This window comes from Micromonospora sp. NPDC048843, from assembly GCF_040649965.1.
GTDB classification, from domain to species: Bacteria; Actinomycetota; Actinomycetes; order Mycobacteriales; family Micromonosporaceae; genus Micromonospora; species Micromonospora hortensis.
This window is the reverse complement of the sequence record NZ_JBEZGJ010000165.1, coordinates 1-16,766: the sequence shown is the minus strand read 5'-3', so window position 1 is coordinate 16,766 and position 16,766 is coordinate 1. Positions and strand designations below refer to the sequence as shown.

The window sequence follows — 16,766 nt, the reverse complement described above, 5'->3', positions numbered from 1 at the left end:
GCAGCACGTCCGCGCCGACGAGTGCGTCAAGGGTGACGTTGATGAGTTGTACGGCGGTCGGGTTGAGCCATGGAACCTCCATCACGAGGGCCCCGGTGCTCGGAAGCACCGGGGCCCAAGGGTTGTGGGTCAGGAACACCATCTACCGACAGAACGTCGGCTTGTCTTGTCCGCACCAGCCGTCAGGGACGGCTTCGGGTGCGAGGATCGCATAAGCGTGACCGGAGACCACCTCTCGTTCGAGGGAAACTGCGGTGTCCGCGCCCAGCCCACGATTGCGACTGGCAGCGGGCGATCCAACGGTGTAATGCCCTCCCTTGCCTCTGATTTCCTCTGTCGTACTCCGTGCTGTCCGTCGGTGTCCGAGCCCCACGCGACTTCATGGCCCCAACACGTACGACGAACTCTCCTCACCTCGAGTGAAGCCCTGAACAAGCGTTGGCCCCACCCGCTGTCACACGCGTACTGCCTAACTGCGGCACATGTCTGCCGCCGAACCGAGCAGGACTTGCAAGATCCCTGCCCCACTCCTTCGCCCTCGTGCGGGGCGGCAACGTCAGCGTCTTTGTTTGCTCTGCTCTCGACCACAGGAACGTTAGTTGGCGACGGCGCGAATGTCTAGCGCTTCGCGCATAGATTTTCTCCGAGGACGGAGTAAGTCCTGCCGGTGCCAAGGCCAGCGGGCGCGGTGATCCTCTGGACCCACGACACCGCCGCCGCGTGCGCCGCACTTCCGGCCTGCGGCGCACAAAGTGCCCGGTGGGTGTCTACGGAGCGGCCGGCCTGAGGCGTTAATAGGGCGTGACGTTCGAGGAGTACGCGTTCGCTCGCACTTCGGCGCTGGTGCGGCTCGCCCGGCTGCTGACCGGTGACGAGCACCGAGCCGAGGATCTGGTTCAGGATGTCCTCGCGCGGGCGTACGCCCGGTGGGGTCGCATCTCACGGACGGACCGTCCTGATGCCTACGTCCGGCGCATGCTCGTCAACACCCACAACTCGTGGTGGCGTCGGCTCAGCAGCCGCGAGATCTCGGTTGCCGCGGTGCTCGATCGGGCGGGCGACGTGGACGAGGCCGCCGGGGTCGCCGAGCGCGACGCACTGTGGCGGCTGGTCTGTGATCTGCCGGCGCGTCAGCGCACTGTGATCGTTCTGCGCTACTACGAGGATCTCGACGACACGTCGATCGCCGAGATCCTCGCCTGTTCGACAGGCACGGTACGCACACACGCGAGGCGGGCCCTGGCGACGTTGCGTCAGCGGCAGGTTGCAGCTACCCACGCATGGGCAGGAGAGCTCTGATGTTCAGTGACCTCGACGAGCAGCTCGCCACCACGCTCAAGCGTCGGGCGGGCGGCGACATCGATCCGACGCCGATCGTGCAACGGGCCCGTCATCGTGGCCGGCGGTTGCGACTGCGGCGACGAGGACTGATCGCCGGCGGTGTGGCGGCGGCGTGTGCCGCTCTCACCTCGGTGGTGCTGGTGTTTCCGGGCGGCGGAACCACCGATGACCCGATCATGCCGGCCGCGGCGTTGATGCTGCCGGAGGCACAGAGCGGTGGGACCGTACGCCCCGAGGAGGTCGGTGCCGATCCCGCGACTGTGCACTTCTCGACCGAGACGCTGGTGAGCGATGCCAGTTCCGCGTCGTGGCGCACCGGGCGCGGCATCGAGAGCGTCGAGTTTCGCGGCCCGACCGGTCAGGCTCGTTTCGTGTTGGCGCGTACCGAAGATTTGCTGGACGGGCTCCAGCAAACGTTGTCCTCGCAGGGGCAACCGCAGGGACGGACCGAGGTGCGGGTCGGCGACCGCCCCGGGGTCGCCTGGTTCGATCCGTCCGGCGACCGGAAGCTGTGGTTCGTCCGCTGGCAACCCGCCGACGGGCTCTGGGCCCAGTTGGAGATCTACGCGACCACCCGGGACGAGGCGGCCGGTACGGCGAGCCGGGTCCGGTTCGATGGCGCCCACCGCTGTGTCGTGCCGTTCCGCCTGGAGTCGCTGCCGCCCGACGGACGGCTGCTGGAGTGCTCGGTCACGCTCGGCCGGTCGGCGCGGGACTCCTTCGTCGAGGGCTCTCTGGTGGTCGGTGACGCATCCGGTCGTTGGCTGACCGTTCGGGCGCAACTCGCCCCGGCCGGCGACGACGCCCGCCGCGGAGACCTTGTCGCGGGCCCCTACCGGGTCCGCCGACAAGGCAGGGACGTGCTGGAGATGGTGGTCAGGCCCTGCCACGTCGAGGCGTTCCGCAAGGGTCGGGGGAACGGCTACACCGAGGCGGAGGGCTTGGCGATCCTCGGCGGGTACCAGCCGGCCCGCGATCTCGACCGCCCGGACACCTGGTGACGCCGGGTGTCGCGGATCGGCCGGCTCAGACGGGCCCCAGCAGGGCAATCAGCGCGTCGTCGCCCTGGCCGAGCTGCGCAGCGCCGGTCGCTGGCGCGACCAGGAACCGGCGGCAGCCGTCGAGTTCCACGTACCGGTCGGGGCCCGCACCTTCGAGCGGGCGTAGCACCGCGAAGCGGGTCGCTGGGGTGGCACAGTCGACCACTGCCCGGCGGTTGGACAGCGCCCGGAACACGCCCGCCTGGCGCTCGGTCGGCAGCGGACCGCCGTACACGAAATCGCCGGCCGGTTTCTCGCCCTCCTGGAGCGACGCGGGCACCTGGTAGACGCAGAGGCGCAGCGGCCCGGCGGCCGGCGGTAGCCCCGGCCCGGGCGGTCCTGGGCTACCGTTTCGGGTCTGCACCCACACCATGTCCGTCCACTGCTGCGCGCATCCGGCGGCCTCGGCCGCCGCGGATTCGATCTGCCGGATGGTACGGGTGTCCACCGTGGTCCATTGCGGCCCGGCCAACGCGGCGATCACGTCGGGGTGAGGCTTGCCGCAGGAGTCCGTCGGGATGTGCGGCCGCAGCCAGCGCCCCCGATCGTCCACCAGGGCCAACCACGGCGGGATGACCATTTCGAGGGTGCAGGCGACCTCCCCGCCGGTCTGCTCGCTGGGCAGGCGTAGCGCGGTGAGCAACGGTGTGATCTGCTCGGCGCGCCGCTCGGTGGCGATCTGCTCCTGGCCGCCGTCGGGGCCCGGCCGAATTTCGCGCCCGCAGATCACGGCAGCGACCGCTGTGAACGCGCTGTCGATGCGACCGATCGTCGGCTCTTTCACTGCCGACGGAGGCGTCTCCGTGGTCGGCACCGTGATCACCTCGCCGGCCCGGGGTGCCGCCTTGGCACAGGAGGTCCACCCGTCGACGACCTCGGCCGGACCGGGCTCCCTCGGATCGCCCGGCCCGATCACCGTGCCACCGCAGCCACCCAGCACCATGCCGAGCAGTGCCACCGCCAGTACCGTCCGGGACGAGCGCATCCGGCTCACCACCCTTCCACCCGAGGATGAGACGGGCGACAGACGCGTCCGGTTCCGGCCGGCCGGCCGGCCCGCGGCGTGACGAGGGTGACCGGCACGGACGTCGCCGGCCGGGCCCGGGGCGTCCGCCGGCAGAATGGCCGAATGGCACATCTGGGACTTGTCACGCTGCTGGTCACTGAGTACGACGAGGCGATCGACTTCTACGTCGGCGACCTCGGTTTCGAGCTGGTGGAGGACACCGCCCGACCCGACGGTTCACGCTGGGTGGTGGTCCGCCCAGCGGGGGCCCGGGAGACGGCAGTGCTCCTTGCCCGGCCGAGCAGCGCCGAGCAGCAGGCTCGGATCGGCGACCAGACCGGCGGCCGGGTCGGGCTGTTCCTCTATACGGAGGATTTCGCCCGGGACCACGCCCGGATGGTGGCGGCCGGGGTGCGTTTTCTGGAGGAACCGCGCCACGAGGCGTACGGTTCGGTAGCGGTGTTCGTCGATATCTACGGCAACCGCTGGGACCTCCTTCAGCCCCGCAGCACAGAGTGACACATTAGCGACACTCCGCACGCAAGGGATCACCCCGTCACGGTCCGCCATGCTATTGTCCGATGTCGATCTACGCCGTGTGGACCCGGACCGGGTCGTTGTCGGAAGGACACTTCCCGATGCCGGCCGTTGCCACCCCAACCGTGCCGCCGCCCGCGCTGGACAACCCGGCCGGCGGGGCCCTGGGCCTCATCTTCACCACGCTCCCAGCGCTGCTCCGGCTGAGCTGCGGGGTGTTCGGCGCGGCGGTGGCCGTGTCGGTGCAGACCCCGCCGGTGCAGCAGGCGGTGTTGCTGCCCGCTGTGGCAGTACTGACCGGCTGGTCGCTCTGGTACGCGCACCGCGCGTTGCGCCACGGCATCGGCCCCGGCCTCGTCGGCGGTGACGTGGCCGTCACCGCGCTCACCTGCCTGCTCATCCCGGTGTTGGTGGCGCCCGAGGTGCTGCCCGGCGAGGGCAGTTGGATCGCCGTGCTGGCCAGCACCACGGTGATCAACACGCAGGCCACTACCTCGGCCCGCTGGTCGATCCCGGCCGGTCTACTCGTGATAGCCACCTACGTGACAGGGGCGCAGGCCGCCGGCAACCCCACCGAAGCCAGGGCACACGCGGCCACGCTACTGGCGCAGACCGCCTGCACGGCGATGATGGCGGCGGTCATGCGCCGACGCATCGGCCGGGCGGATCGCGCCTTCGTCGAACACCAGCGGCTGACCCGGGAGGCGTTGGTAGCGCGCGCCGCCCGCGAGGCCGAACGCCAACAGAACCGCGACCTGCACGACACAGTGCTCGGGACGCTGACCATGGTCGGGCTCGGTGCGGTGGCTGGGCCCTCGGCCGCCTTCCGGGACCGGTGCGCGGCCGACCTGCGTACCCTCGTCTCGCTCACCGACGTCGGCCCGGTGGCCGGCGACGGCCCGGTGCCGCTCGACGGGCAGTTGCGGTTGGTGGTCGCCCGGCTGCCCGAGCTCGCGGTACGGCTGGACTTGGCGTCCTGCGCCGTCCCGGTCGGGGTGGCCGACGCGATCAGCGAGAGCGCCTACGCGGCGCTGTCCAACGTGGTCCGCCACGCGCCGGGCGCCGGGGCCACGCTGCGGCTGACGCGCGACGCGATCGGCGTCGTGGTCGAGGTCGCCGACGACGGCCCCGGCTTCGACCTGGCCACAGTCCCACCGCACCGGTACGGGTTACGCGAGTCGATCCGCGGCCGGATGGCGACGGTCGGTGGCCGGGCCGACGTGCACTCGACCGTCGGCGCGGGCACCCGGATTCGGCTGGAGTGGCCCGGTGTCGGCTGACCTGAACACCCCGGCGCACGTCAGCGACGCACCGGAGGCACCGGACCGGACCAACGTTCCGACGCCCCGCGAGCCGGACTCCCCTGCGGCGCTCGCCGCGCCGGCCGCCGTGGCGCACGCGTCCGACCGGGGTGCCCGGATCGCCGCCGTCGCCATCGCGTTGGCCTGGCACGTCGCGATCGCGCTGCCGGCGGTGCTGTCCGCCCGCGCGGAGTTCGCCGCGCCAGCGGTGGTGCTCGGCGCCTGGATCCTGGTCGCGGTGACCGGCGCGGTGGCCGGGGTGCGGCTGCTGCAAGGCTCGCCACTGCCGCCGTGGCCGCTGGCCGGGCTGTTGCTGCTCGTCGACGCGGCCGTCTTCGCCGCGGCCGGCGAGCGGCAGTTGTTCACCGCCGCCAACTGGGTGTGGGGCACGCTCGGCTGGTTCTTCGTGCTGGCGGTCTGGGGTCGGCGCGTCGTGGGGCTGATCGCGCTCCTCGGCACGCACGCGTTGATCGCCCTGGTCGCCGTGCTCGTGCACGGCCCCGATCCGGCGGACGTGGCCCGTTACGTGATGTACGTCTACGGCACGTTCTCCCTGCCGGTGGCGGTCTTCGTGGGCAGCACCGTCATCGTCGGCCTGGCTCGGGAACGGGCCGCCGTCTCGGCCGCCGGTCACGCGATGGCCGCGGAGCGGGATGCCGCCGAGCGGGGCCTTCGGGAACGCCGGGACCGGCTCGCCCTGGTCAGCTCGGCGGCCGGGCGTGTCCTCGGCGATCTGGCCGCCGGACAGGCCGACCCGGACGACCCGGAGGTGCAGCGGCGGTGCATGCTGGCCGCCGCTCGGCTGCGCCGGCTGATCGCCGAGTCCGACGATGTGCCCGACCCGCTGTTGCACGAGTTGCGAGCCGCCGCCGATCTGGCGGAACGCAACGGCCTTCCGATCGACCTGGTCACCATCGGCACCCCGCCGCCGCTGCCGGTGGAGGTCCGCCGCAGGCTGGCCGACCCGCTCACCGGCACCCTCGCCGACGCCCGGGGATGGGCGCGTCTGACAGTGGTCTCCGGCTCGGACGAGGTGGTGGTCAGCCTGGTCACGCCGGACCGGGAGGGGCCGGAGTCGACCGGCCCACCCCCCGGGGATCACGACGACGGGCCGGTGCAGTACCTCTACGAACGGGACGGGAACATCAGATGGGCGCAGACCCGGTGGCGGCGGTGACCGGCGATCGGCCGGTCGGGGTGGCGATCGTCGACGACCATCCGGTGGTGGTCGAGGGGGTCCGCGCCTGGCTCGCCACCGAGCCCCGCCTGACGGTGCTCGCCACCGGCGACGACCCGGACGCGGTGCTGCGGGCGGCGCCGGACGCCGACGTCATCCTGCTCGATCTGCGACTGCACGGGCGGATGGCGTTGGACAAGTTGGCCGAGCTGAGCGCCGCCGGCCGGCGGGTGGTGGTCTATTCGGAGCACACCGACCCGCAGACGATGCTCGCCGCGCTGGACGCCGGGGCGGTGGCGTTCCTGGCCAAGCACGAGGGCCGGGAACACTGCGTGGAAACTGTGCTGGCCGCCGCGAGCGACCGCCCGTACGTGCCGCCGGCGCTGGCCGGTGCGATGGTAGGCGACCCCCGGCCGGACCGGCCGATGTTGTCCGACAAGGAGCGTGAGGCGCTGCTGCTCTGGTTCCAGTCGATGTCGAAGGCGTCGGTGGCCCGGCGGATGCAGATCAGCGAGCACACTGTGAAGCAGTACGTCGACCGGGCACGGATCAAGTACACCCGGGCGGGGCGACCAGCCGCCACAAAGGCGGCACTACTCGCCCGTGCGATCGAGGACGGTCTCGTCCGCCCGGAGGAGATCGGCATCTACCGGTCACAGGCGACACACGACCGGCCGACCCCCTAACAGGCGTCATGACAGGGGCGCTCCGCTCCGGAAGGCTTCAGTACACAGCCAGCTGACCGGAAGGTCGTGACGATGCACGCCGACGCGTCCCCCTTCTTCATCGGTCCCCACCGGTTCGACGCCCCCGACGACGACGTGGGCCCGACCCTGGACCGCCGCTACAACCTCCGACCGATGCCCGGCGAGCGGTTGCTCGGGCGACACCAGCTGCTCGTCGCGGGCTACCTGCTCGGGCCGAGCGAGGTGCGCCGCCGTTGGCAGTTGCCCGAGCCGGTCGCAGTGACAGTCACCGACCAGCGGATCTGCTGGGTGGGCAGTGGCTCGCAGCTGTCGCTGGTCGGCGACGGCACGCACCGGGCCCGACCGCCGGCCCGACTGAACGGCCTGATGAGCGGTCAGATCCGCTGGCAGTGGCCGTCCCGGTTGGAGCTGCCGACGAGCGCGCCGGACGCCCCGGCGCAGTTGCTGATCGTCTGCGACGCGCTGCGCACCATTCAGCAGCCGGCGTTGGCCCTCAGCGGGACGACCGCCGAGGTCGTGGCGCTGGCCCGGCAGGTCCGCCGGGCGGTGGCCATGTTCCGGCTCAACCGTCCACAACTGGTCGACCTCTCGGCCCAGGAGCGCGACGTGCTGCTGCTGCGGGCCGGTCCCGGTCTGCTCGCCGGCGACACCCGGATCACGCTGCCCGGCTCGTTGCCTGTGGAGTTCCACTCCCGGGACGACTACTACCGCTCGAGACCGGACCCGACAACGTGGGGCGGGCTCGCAGGCGGCGCAGCGTCCGGGCATCGGTGAAGCCGACGGCCCGCGCGGCGGCTTCCACTGTGCTGCCGTGCCCGATCCCAGCAAGCTGAGGAGCGTGTCGCAGCCGCGGGCCGGCTCGCGGGCCGAGGACTTCGACACGCTCCTCCAGCGTCAGGCGCTGGGGGCGCGGTGTTCGGAGGCGGCGTCCAGAGCGGCGGCCTCCTCCGGCGTGGGCGCGCTGCCGCCCAGGTGCGCCGGCTGCCACCAGGTGTCGTCCGGACCGGCGGGGGTGTCCGGATAATCCCGCTGCGCCCGGTCGACGAGGGTGCTGAGGCGGGCGGTCAGCTCCGCGGCCAGCACGTTCGGGTCCGGGAAGTCCGCCGGGTTGATCGGCTCGCCGATCAGGATGGTGATCGGCGTGTGCCGACGGGTCAGGGTGCGCGGGCGACCCTTGGTCCAGAGGCGTTGGGTGCCCCACAACGCGACAGGCAGCACCGGCACCTTCGCCGAGCGGGCCATCCGGACCGTGCCGCTCTTGAGCTCCTTGACCGTGAACGACCGGCTGATCGTCGCCTCGGGGAAGACGCCGACGACCTCGCCCTGCTTGAGCGCGCCCACGGCGGCGCGGAACGAGGCGGCACCGGCCTGCCGGTCCACCGGAATGTGCCGCATCCCGCGCATCAGCGGACCGGAGATCCTGTGCGTGAAGACCGAGTCCTTTGCCATGAAGCGGACCAGCCGGCCAGACGCGTTAGCGCCCAGACCGGCGAAGATGAAGTCGAGGTAGCTGACGTGGTTGCTGGCCAGCACCGCCCCGCCCGTGCGGGGTACGTGGTGGGCGCCCTCGATGGTGATCTTCAGGTCGAGGACCCGGAACAGCGTCTTGGCGGCGGCGATAACGGGCGGGTACACGAGCTCCGGCATTCGCAGAATCTACCCTGACCGGCTGGGGACCGGCTGGGTGGAGAACCGGCGGCGTCGCGGGTGGCGCGCCACCGCCGGTTCGGCGGCCCAGTCGGTCAGTCGCCGAGGTTGTCCAGGTCCAGTCGCCCCCGGGCGAACGCGTCCACCCGGCCCCACCGACCCGGGATGTCCAGCACCTCGATGCGGCCCATCCCCACCGGCAGCCGTGGCTCGACCGCGAGGTGACCCTCGTGCGGCTCCAGACCGAGCATGGTGCGCAGCAGCAACAGCGGCGTACCCGTCGACCAGGCCTGCGGGCTACACGCCGTCGGGTACTCCACCGGGAACTTGGTCAGCTCCCGCGGGTAACCGCCGAACGCCTCCGGCAACCGGCCGTCGAAGTACGTGGCCGCGTCCAGGATGCCGTTGGCGATGGTCGCGGCCTCCTCGGCGAAGCCGTAGCGGCGCAGGCCCCAGGCGATGAACGAGTTGTCGAACGGCCAGATCGTGCCGTTGTGGTAGCCGATGGGGTTGTAGCGGGCCTCCCCCTCGGCGAGGGTGCGCACCCCCCAGCCGGAGAAGAGCCGCGGCCCGACCAGGTGCGCGGCGAGTTTCTCCGCCCGCTCGGGTTCGACGATCCCGCTCCACAGCAGGTGGCCGATGTTGGAGCTGAGGATGTCGCACTGCCGGCCGTCCGGGTCCAGGGCCAGGGCGAAGTACTCGCCGTCGTCCACCCACCAGTCCCTGTTGAACCGCTCCTTCAGCTCTGCCGCCTCCCGCTCCAACTGGTCGGCGTACTCCGGGTCACCCCAGAACTCGCGCGCCAACCGGGCCGCGCGGACCTTCGCGTCGTACGCGTACCCCTGCACCTCGCAGGTGGCCCGTGGGAACGGTGGCAGCGTGCCGTCGGAGTAGGAGATCGAGTCCCAGGAGTCCTTCCAGCACTGGTTCTCCAGGCCGGTGTCGGTGTTGCGTCGCTCGTACCAGATGTAGCCGGTGCCGACCAGGTCGGCGTAGTTGTCGATCCACCTCAGCGCGGCCCGGGACTCCTGCTCCAACTCCTTGACCAGCGCGACGTCCCCGCTCCACCGCTCGTACTCGTCGAGCAGCACGATGAACAGCGGCGTCGCGTCGACCGAGCCGTAGTACGGCGAGTGCGGCTGCTCCTCGAAGGCCGCGGTCTCGCCGTAGCGCATCTCGTGCAGGATGCGCCCCGGGTCCTCGTCCCGGAAGTCGTCGAACCGGCTGCCCTGCAACGACGCCAGGATGCGCAGCGTCGTCTTCGACAACTGCGGGGTGAACGGCAGCGTCTGCAGGCAGGTGAGGATGCTGTCCCGGCCGAACATGGTCATGAACCAGGGCAGACCGGCGGCTGGCAGGGTGGCGCCGCCCAGCGACAGTGGCGAGAAACGCAGCGCCGCCAGGTCGATCAGGCTGCGCCGGTACGTGCTGGCCACCCGGCCGTGCTCACTGTTGACCTTCGGTGCGTCGGCGATCCACTTCTCCAGGTCGTGCTGGAGGGCGAGCCGCTCGGTGCCGTGTTTGCGCAGCCCGAAGCGCAGGTCCCGGCCGCCGGGCCCGACCGCGTGGGTCTGCACGTCGATCGAGGCGTCCCACTGCTCGTTGGGCTCCAGGTGCACCGTGTACGCGAAGCCCTTGCTGTCGTACCGGGCCGACATCGACGACGAGATGACGGTCTCCCGCCGGAAGTTCCCCCGCCGGTACCCCAGCCGCAGCCGGTCCGACTCCACCTCGGTGTAGATCTCGCCCTTCTTGTTCAGGATCTCGTCCTTGACCTGGAACAGGTCGGCGAAGTCCGACGCCGCGTCCATCCGGACTTCCAGGTCGACCGGCTTCTCGTCGTGGTTGAGGATGGTCAGCTGCTCACAGAAGCTGCCGCCCACAGTGCGCTCCCGGATGATCGACAGCTTCGCGTCCACGTAGTGCGTGGCCATCCCCGGGACCAGGAAGAATCGCGACTCGAAGTACTGCAGGTCGTCGTAGGAGAGCGAGTTGAGTCGCTCACCGTTGACTGTCAGCACCCAGGTCGACAGGAACCGGGTGTCGATGGAGAAGAGCCCGGTGGGCTCGCTCGGCGTCGCCTCGATGTCACCGGTGTCCTCGCAGACGACGAACGTGTTGCCGTCCAGGATCCGGATCGTGTTGCTCTGCCCCATCAGTGCACCTCCCCGGCGAATCGCCGACGCGGCCCACGGGCGTCCGGGGAACCCGGGAAGATCCGCTCGACCTGTACGACGAGGCGCGCGTCACCGGACACGGTCATGTCCCCCCGCAGCAGCGCGGCCAGGCCGTGCTCGCGCCCCGAGGCGATGTCGTCGAAGAGGACGGGGCTGGCGCCGATCACCGTGTCGGCCTCCTGGTCCTCCTGACTGACGTTCAGCCGACCGTGGTCGATCCTCAGCAGCCAGTGCCGGGTCTGCGCCCCCTCGTGCAGGTCGATCCGCAGCGTCCCGGAGGTCTTGGCCAGCAGGGGTTCGTACCCCCGCCGGTCCAGGTCCTCGAAGAACCTCGTGGTCGCGTCCACCATCGGGTCACTCCTCCCAGTTGCCGGGCCCGGGATCCCACCCACCGCGCTCGCGTCGCACGGATGGCCGGCGTTGCACGTCCCCGCACGGGTCCCCGCCACTCCCCCGGTCAACCTCGCCCAATTCGGGTGACCCGACCTTGATCACCCACCCCGCCCTGCGCCGGTGATCAAGAGCTTTGCGTCATCGCTTCCGGCGTGTCGTGACGCGAATCTCTTGATCACCGAAGGGGTGGAGACGCCACAGCGCCGGCCCTCCCGGACGGCGCAGGCGCCCGGCCAGCGCCACAGCGAACGCGGCCCGGTCGACGCCGCGCAGCACGCCCTTGCTCACCGGCGCGCGACCAGCCAGGCGATCACCGCGCCGACCGCGACCAGACCGACGAGCACCGGTACGAGGCGCTTGGTGACCGACCCGCCGGCGATGCTGAGCAGGTCGAGCGCCTCCGGCTCGGCGGTCGGCGCGACACGTACGGCATCGCCCGACGACGCGACCGGGGACGGTGCGACCGGCGGCGGCGAACCTGGCCGTGACGAGACCGTTGACGGCTCGACGGGTGAGGGTGCCACGGCGGCGGTGCTGGGCGTGGTCGCGACCGCCGTGGCGGACGCGGCCGGAGTTGGCTCGATCGGTGCGGCGGACGCCCCCGGGGCTGACTCGGGCGGCGCGGCGGACGCGGCCGCCACAGGTTCGGCGTCGGAATGCGGCACCGGCGGTTCGGCGGCGAGCTTGGCCTCCAGATTGGCGACGAACTGGGCCAGCAACTTGCCCGACACCTCCTTGATCATGCCGCTGCCGAACTGGGCCAGCCTGCCGGAGATCTTCAGATCGGTGTCCACACTGACCACCGTCCGGTCGCCGTCCGGCCGCAGGTGCGCGGTGACCAGCGCGGACGCCGTGCCGGCCGAGCGGGCGTCCCGGCCCTTCGCGTCGATAACCCCGCGGTACGCGGCGTCGTCCTTCTCGACGAACCGGGCGGTGCCCGCGAACTCCGAGACGACCGGTCCGACCTTGACCCGCACCCGGCCCTGGTAGACGTCGCCGTCGACGTCGGTCAGCTGGGCGCCCGGCAGGCACGGTGCGAGCCCTTCCAGGTCGGTGAGCACCGCCCAGGCCCGTTCGATCGGGACGGTGACCGCGAACTCGTTGGTGATCTTCATGGCGGACTCTCCTGGTAGGCGCCGAGCGCGGCGGCGACCACGGCGCGGTCGTCGGGGGTCTTGGCGATGGTGCCGATGGTCTGGACGACACCGTCGGCGGCCAGATCGGTGACGCCCAGCACGGACAGCGCGCCCACCCAGTCGATGGTCTCCGCCATCCCGGGCGCCTTCTCCAACTCCCGGTGGCGTACGACGCCGATGAACTGCACGGCCGTCTGGATCAGCGGCTCGGTCGCGCCCGGTACGGCCCGGCGGACGATCTCCACGGCGCGGGAGGGCTCGGGGAAGTCGATCCAGTGGTACAGGCAGCGGCGGCGCAGCGCGTCGTGCAACTCCCGGCTGCGGTTGGAGGTGAGCACCACGACCGGTGGCGTGCGGGCGGTGAAGGTGCCGAGTTCGGGGATCGTGATGCCGGCCTCGCCGAGGAACTCGAACAGCAGCGCCTCGAACTCGTCGTCGGCCCGGTCGATCTCGTCGATCAGCAGCACCGGCGGGACCGGCCCACTGTGGCGTACGGCCCGCAGGATCGGCCGTTCCTGGAGGTACTCGGCGCTGAACAGATCCGCGTCGGTGAGCCGGGTGTGGTGCGCCTCGGCGAGCCGGATCGCCAGCAGCTGCCGCTGGTAGTTCCACTCGTAGAGCGCCTCGCCAGCGGTGAGCCCCTCGTAGCACTGCAACCGGATCAGCGGTGTCTCCAGCGCGCGGGCCAACGCCTTCGCGGCGGCGGTCTTGCCGACCCCCGGCTCGCCCTCCAGCAGCAGTGGCCGACCGAGGCGCAGGGCCAGGAACAGCGCCATCGCCATGCCGTCGTCGACCAGGTAGTCGACGGCGTCGAGGCGGTGCCGGACGGCCTGGGCGTCCTTCATGCCTCGCCCGCCAGCAGGCGCTCGTAGTCGGCTCGGGTGTCCACGTCGATCGGCACCGGCCCGTCGACCGTCACCTCGGTCACCGGGTGGCGCCCGGAGTGCAGGAGCTTCCAGACGGCCTTGTCGCCGTGCAGGTCGTACAACTCGGGCAGCACCTCCCGGCCGAAGCGGAAGGGATGGCCCAGGCCGTCCGCGTACCGGCACACGGCCAGCGGGGTGCTCGCCGCGGCGACCCGGCGGACGTCAGCGGCGCGGACGCCGGGCTGGTCGCCGAGGAGCAGCACCAGCGCGTCGGCGCGCGGGTCCACCGCCCGGGCGGTGGTGCGCACCGACGACCCGCAGCCGGTGCTGAACGCCGGGTTCTGCACGACCTGGCATCCGGTCAGGTCCACCCGGTCGCGGATGTCGCCAGCCGCGCCGCCGAGGGTGACGAGCAACTGGTCGAAGCCGCACGAGCGGGCCAGGTCGAGTGTGGCGTCGAGCAGCGTCCGCCCCCGGTACGGGAGCAGTTGCTTGGCCTCGCCGAACCGCACCGACGCTCCAGCGGCGAGCACCACGCCGGTCAGGAACACCTGTCACGCCGCCGTGTAACTCGCGAGGCAACCGGCGCAGCAGAACCAGAAGTCCTGCCCGTCGACGCGCGCGTGCGGCGTCTCCGCCCCGACCAGCACTGTCATCCCACACACCGGGTCGAGGGCCTGCTGCGGTCGGGCGGCCGGCGCGCCGGAGGCCGGGGCCAGCCCGTCCACCCGGATGGCCCGGACCACCTCACCCATGATCGCCAGGGCGATCTCCGCTGGCGTGCGGGCGCCGATCTCCAGCCCGGCCGGGGTGTGGACGCGGGCGCGTTCCGGGTCGGTGAGGCCCAGCTCGTCGAGCAGGGCCGTGCCGCGTTTGCCGCTGGCCACCAACGCGATGAACCCGACGCCGGCGTCGAGTGCGGCCCGGATCGCCTCCGGCTCGCCAGTGCCCAACCCGGCCACCACCACAGCGGTGCAGCCGGTGCTGTCGTCGGCGGCGACGACGTCGAAGTCGAGGAACCCGGCCAGGGTCGCCACGGCGGCGCTGATCGGGGTGTCACCGACCACGCGCAGCGCCGGCGCCGGCAGCATCGGTCGGAGGAAGACCTCGATCGCCCCACCGGAGTGGCACGGGTTCACCACCACCCGCGCCCCCGGCGTCTCGGGGAACGGTGCCGCGCCCTCCGGCAGCACCCGCAGCAGCAGGGCGGTGCCGTCGCGCAGGGTGTCGAGGGCGGCGGCCCGTACCGAACTCTGCGCGCACACCCCGCCCACGAAGCCCTCGATCGAGCCGTCGGACCGGATCACCGCGTCGTCGCCCGGCCGGGCCGACGTCGGATCCTGCGCGCGGACCACTGTGGCGTGGACGAACGGCTCCCGGGTGTCGGTCAGCTCCCGGGCGCGTTCGGCGATGGTGGTCATTCTCGGCTCCTCAGATCGGCGGCCGGGCCTGGCCGCGCATCGCGTCCCAGACCCGCGACGGCGTCAGCGGCATGTCGGCGTGGCGGACGCCGAAGGGCTTCAGGGCGTCGATGACCGCGTTGACGATCGCGGGCGGCGACCCCACCGTGGCGGACTCGCCCACGCCCTTCGCGCCGATCGGGTGGTGCGGCGACGGCGTGACGGTGAAACCGGTCTCCCAGTCGGGCACCTCCAGCGACGTCGGGATCAGGTAGTCCATCAGGGACGCGCCGAGGCAGTTGCCGTCCTCGTCGAACGCGATCATCTCCATCAGCGCCATACCGACCCCGTCGGTCAAACCGCCGTGCACCTGCCCCTCGATGATCATCGGGTTGATCCGGGTGCCGCAGTCGTCGACGGCGATGAACCGTCGTACCTTCACCTGCGCCGTTCCTGGGTCGATGTCCACCACGCAGATGTACGCGCCGTGCGGATAGGTCAGGTTCGACGGGTTGTAGCAGATCTGCGCCTCCAACCCGCCCTCGATGCCCTCGGGCAGGTCGCCCGCGCCGTGCGCGCGCAGGGCGATGTCCTGGATCGTGACGGACCTGCCCGGGTCACCGGCGACGTGGAACGCGCCCTTCTCCCACTCCAGGTCGGCAACCGACACCTCGAGCATCCCCGAGGCGATGATCCGGGCCTTGTCGCGGACCTTCCGGGCCACCAGCGCCGCCGCCGCTCCCGAGACGGGCGTCGAACGGCTGCCGTACGTGCCGAGGCCGAACGGGGTGTTGTCGGTGTCGCCGTGCAGCACCTCGATGTCCGCCGGGGGGATCCCGATCTCCTCGGCGACGATCTGCGCGAACGTCGTCTCGTGCCCCTGCCCCTGCGACTGCACGCTGAGGCGTACCACTGCCTTCCCGGTCGGGTGGACGCGCAGCTCGCAGCCGTCGGCCATGCCCAGCCCGAGAATGTCCATGTCCTTGCGCGGTCCGGCACCGACGGCCTCGGTGAAGAACGCGATGCCGATGCCCATCAGCTCGCCCCGGGCCCGCTTCTCGGCCTGCTCGCGGCGCAACTCGTCGTAGCCGGCCATCTCCATCGCCAACCGCATCGTCGGCTCGTAGTTGCCCGAGTCGTACACCCAGCCGGTCTTCGTCGTGTACGGGAACTGCTCCGGCTGGATGAAGTTCTTCAGGCGCAGCTCGGCCGGGTCCATGCCGAGTTCGTCGGCGAGGCAGTCGACGATCCGCTCGACCAGGTAGACCGCCTCGGTGATCCGGAACGAGCAGGCGTACGCGACGCCGCCGGGCGCCTTGTTGGTGTAGACCGCCGTCATCTTGCAGTAGGCGGCCTCGATGTCGTAGCTGCCGGTGAAGACCCCGAAGAAGCCGGCCGGGTACTTCACCGGGGCGGCGGTGCCGTTGAACGCGCCGTGGTCGGCCAGCACGTTGGTGCGGATGCCGAGGATCCGGCCGTCGCGGGTCGCGGCGATCTCCCCGCGCATGATGTAGTCGCGGGCGAAACCGGTGCTGATCAGGTTCTCCGAGCGGTCCTCCATCCACTTCACCGGCTTGCCGGTGACGATCGAGGCGACGATCGCGCAGACGTACCCGGGGTAGATCGGCACCTTGTTGCCGAACCCGCCGCCGATGTCCGGCGAGATCACCTGGATCTTGTGCTCGGGCAGGCCGGCCACTATGGCGTAGAGGGTGCGGTGCGCGTGCGGGGCCTGGGTGGTCGACCAGAGCCGCAGCTTGCCGTCGACAGCGTCGTAGTCGGCGACCGCCCCGCACGTCTCCATCGGCGCCGGGTGTACCCGGGGGTAGACGAGATCCTGGCTGACCACGACGTCCGCGCGGGCGAAGACCGCCTCGGTGGCCGCCTCGTCGCCGGTCTCCCAGTCGAAGCAGTGGTTGTTCGTCTTGCCGTCCAGATCGTCGCGGATCAGCGGCGCGTCCGACTCCAACGCCCGACGCGCGTCGATCACCGGGTCGAGGACGTCGTACTCGACGTCGATCAGCTCCAGCGCGTCACG

Annotated in this window: 16 protein-coding genes; 7 read left to right on the top strand and 9 right to left on the bottom strand. The window is 71.3% G+C overall.

The window, feature by feature from the left end:
- Positions 1-801: 801 nt before the first annotated feature.
- Both AB0C20_RS28980 and AB0C20_RS28975 read left to right on the top strand, forming a co-directional pair.
- On the top strand, positions 802-1,299 hold the full coding sequence (locus tag AB0C20_RS28980; RefSeq protein WP_238685479.1) for a SigE family RNA polymerase sigma factor: 498 nt from the start codon (positions 802-804) through the stop codon (positions 1,297-1,299).
- Positions 1,299-2,342: a hypothetical protein gene (locus AB0C20_RS28975; RefSeq protein WP_357569123.1), complete on the top strand. Its 1,044-nt coding sequence runs from the start codon at positions 1,299-1,301 to the stop codon at positions 2,340-2,342. The genes AB0C20_RS28980 and AB0C20_RS28975 overlap by 1 nt, the downstream gene beginning before the upstream one ends.
- Before the next feature lie 25 nt (positions 2,343-2,367).
- On the opposite strand, the gene AB0C20_RS28970 is transcribed toward AB0C20_RS28975, so the two are convergent.
- Entirely contained in the window at positions 2,368-3,366 is a 999-nt protein-coding gene (locus AB0C20_RS28970; protein WP_357569122.1) for a hypothetical protein, read from the bottom strand.
- A gap of 144 nt (positions 3,367-3,510) precedes the next feature.
- On the opposite strand from AB0C20_RS28970, the gene AB0C20_RS28965 reads away from it, so the two are divergent.
- The 5 genes from AB0C20_RS28965 (at position 3,511) to AB0C20_RS28945 (ending at position 7,883) form a co-directional block, all read left to right on the top strand.
- Positions 3,511-3,906 carry a VOC family protein gene (locus AB0C20_RS28965; RefSeq protein ID WP_357185085.1) on the top strand — a complete coding sequence of 132 codons (396 nt, stop codon included), beginning with the start codon at positions 3,511-3,513 and terminating at the stop codon, positions 3,904-3,906.
- 119 nt (positions 3,907-4,025) lie between these two features.
- Positions 4,026-5,204, top strand: a complete 1,179-nt coding sequence (locus tag AB0C20_RS28960; protein WP_357569124.1) for an ATP-binding protein — start codon at positions 4,026-4,028, stop codon at positions 5,202-5,204.
- The gene (locus tag AB0C20_RS28955) at positions 5,194-6,402 is read left to right on the top strand and encodes a hypothetical protein (RefSeq protein WP_357185082.1); all 1,209 of its coding nucleotides are present in this window, start codon (positions 5,194-5,196) and stop codon (positions 6,400-6,402) included. Before AB0C20_RS28960 ends, AB0C20_RS28955 begins: the two co-directional genes overlap by 11 nt.
- The gene (locus tag AB0C20_RS28950; RefSeq protein ID WP_357185079.1) at positions 6,375-7,088 is read left to right on the top strand and encodes a response regulator transcription factor; all 714 of its coding nucleotides are present in this window, start codon (positions 6,375-6,377) and stop codon (positions 7,086-7,088) included. Before AB0C20_RS28955 ends, AB0C20_RS28950 begins: the two co-directional genes overlap by 28 nt.
- Before the next feature lie 72 nt (positions 7,089-7,160).
- Complete coding sequence (locus AB0C20_RS28945) at positions 7,161-7,883, top strand: hypothetical protein (protein ID WP_357185076.1); 723 nt, start codon at positions 7,161-7,163, stop codon at positions 7,881-7,883.
- Between the two features lie 120 nt (positions 7,884-8,003).
- On the opposite strand, the gene AB0C20_RS28940 is transcribed toward AB0C20_RS28945, so the two are convergent.
- The 8 genes from AB0C20_RS28940 to AB0C20_RS28905 all read right to left on the bottom strand — a co-directional run.
- Positions 8,004-8,756, bottom strand: a complete 753-nt coding sequence (locus AB0C20_RS28940; protein ID WP_357185073.1) for a lysophospholipid acyltransferase family protein — start codon at positions 8,754-8,756, stop codon at positions 8,004-8,006.
- Positions 8,757-8,851: 95 nt separating this feature from the next.
- Positions 8,852-10,912 carry a glycogen debranching N-terminal domain-containing protein gene (locus tag AB0C20_RS28935; protein WP_357185071.1) on the bottom strand — a complete coding sequence of 687 codons (2,061 nt, stop codon included), beginning with the start codon at positions 10,910-10,912 and terminating at the stop codon, positions 8,852-8,854.
- Complete coding sequence (locus AB0C20_RS28930) at positions 10,912-11,283, bottom strand: SCP2 sterol-binding domain-containing protein (protein ID WP_091405597.1); 372 nt, start codon at positions 11,281-11,283, stop codon at positions 10,912-10,914. Before AB0C20_RS28930 ends, AB0C20_RS28935 begins: the two co-directional genes overlap by 1 nt.
- Positions 11,284-11,610: 327 nt before the next feature.
- Complete coding sequence (locus AB0C20_RS28925; RefSeq protein ID WP_357180014.1) at positions 11,611-12,441, bottom strand: SRPBCC family protein; 831 nt, start codon at positions 12,439-12,441, stop codon at positions 11,611-11,613.
- The gene (locus tag AB0C20_RS28920) at positions 12,438-13,307 is read right to left on the bottom strand and encodes a MoxR family ATPase (RefSeq protein WP_357569121.1); all 870 of its coding nucleotides are present in this window, start codon (positions 13,305-13,307) and stop codon (positions 12,438-12,440) included. Before AB0C20_RS28920 ends, AB0C20_RS28925 begins: the two co-directional genes overlap by 4 nt.
- A complete protein-coding gene (locus AB0C20_RS28915) occupies positions 13,304-13,879 on the bottom strand; it encodes a nucleotidyltransferase family protein (protein ID WP_357180020.1) in 576 nt (191 codons plus the stop codon). The genes AB0C20_RS28920 and AB0C20_RS28915 overlap by 4 nt, the downstream gene beginning before the upstream one ends.
- Positions 13,880-13,882: 3 nt before the next feature.
- Entirely contained in the window at positions 13,883-14,749 is an 867-nt protein-coding gene (locus AB0C20_RS28910) for an XdhC family protein (RefSeq protein WP_357180023.1), read from the bottom strand.
- Between the two features lie 10 nt (positions 14,750-14,759).
- On the bottom strand, positions 14,760-16,766 hold a 2,007-nt coding region (locus AB0C20_RS28905; protein WP_357569120.1), incomplete at its 5' end, for an aerobic carbon-monoxide dehydrogenase large subunit.

Coding starts and splice junctions, on each gene's coding strand:
- AB0C20_RS28975 (WP_357569123.1), top strand. CDS start 1,299: ATGTTCAGTGACCTCGACGAGCAGCTCGCCACCACGCTCAAGCGTCGG.
- AB0C20_RS28970 (WP_357569122.1), bottom strand. CDS start 3,366: ATGCGCTCGTCCCGGACGGTACTGGCGGTGGCACTGCTCGGCATGGTG.
- AB0C20_RS28965 (WP_357185085.1), top strand. CDS start 3,511: ATGGCACATCTGGGACTTGTCACGCTGCTGGTCACTGAGTACGACGAG.
- AB0C20_RS28960 (WP_357569124.1), top strand. CDS start 4,026: ATGCCGGCCGTTGCCACCCCAACCGTGCCGCCGCCCGCGCTGGACAAC.
- AB0C20_RS28950 (WP_357185079.1), top strand. CDS start 6,375: ATGGGCGCAGACCCGGTGGCGGCGGTGACCGGCGATCGGCCGGTCGGG.
- AB0C20_RS28945 (WP_357185076.1), top strand. CDS start 7,161: ATGCACGCCGACGCGTCCCCCTTCTTCATCGGTCCCCACCGGTTCGAC.
- AB0C20_RS28940 (WP_357185073.1), bottom strand. CDS start 8,756: ATGCCGGAGCTCGTGTACCCGCCCGTTATCGCCGCCGCCAAGACGCTG.
- AB0C20_RS28935 (WP_357185071.1), bottom strand. CDS start 10,912: ATGGGGCAGAGCAACACGATCCGGATCCTGGACGGCAACACGTTCGTC.
- AB0C20_RS28930 (WP_091405597.1), bottom strand. CDS start 11,283: ATGGTGGACGCGACCACGAGGTTCTTCGAGGACCTGGACCGGCGGGGG.
- AB0C20_RS28925 (WP_357180014.1), bottom strand. CDS start 12,441: ATGAAGATCACCAACGAGTTCGCGGTCACCGTCCCGATCGAACGGGCC.
- AB0C20_RS28920 (WP_357569121.1), bottom strand. CDS start 13,307: ATGAAGGACGCCCAGGCCGTCCGGCACCGCCTCGACGCCGTCGACTAC.
- AB0C20_RS28910 (WP_357180023.1), bottom strand. CDS start 14,749: ATGACCACCATCGCCGAACGCGCCCGGGAGCTGACCGACACCCGGGAG.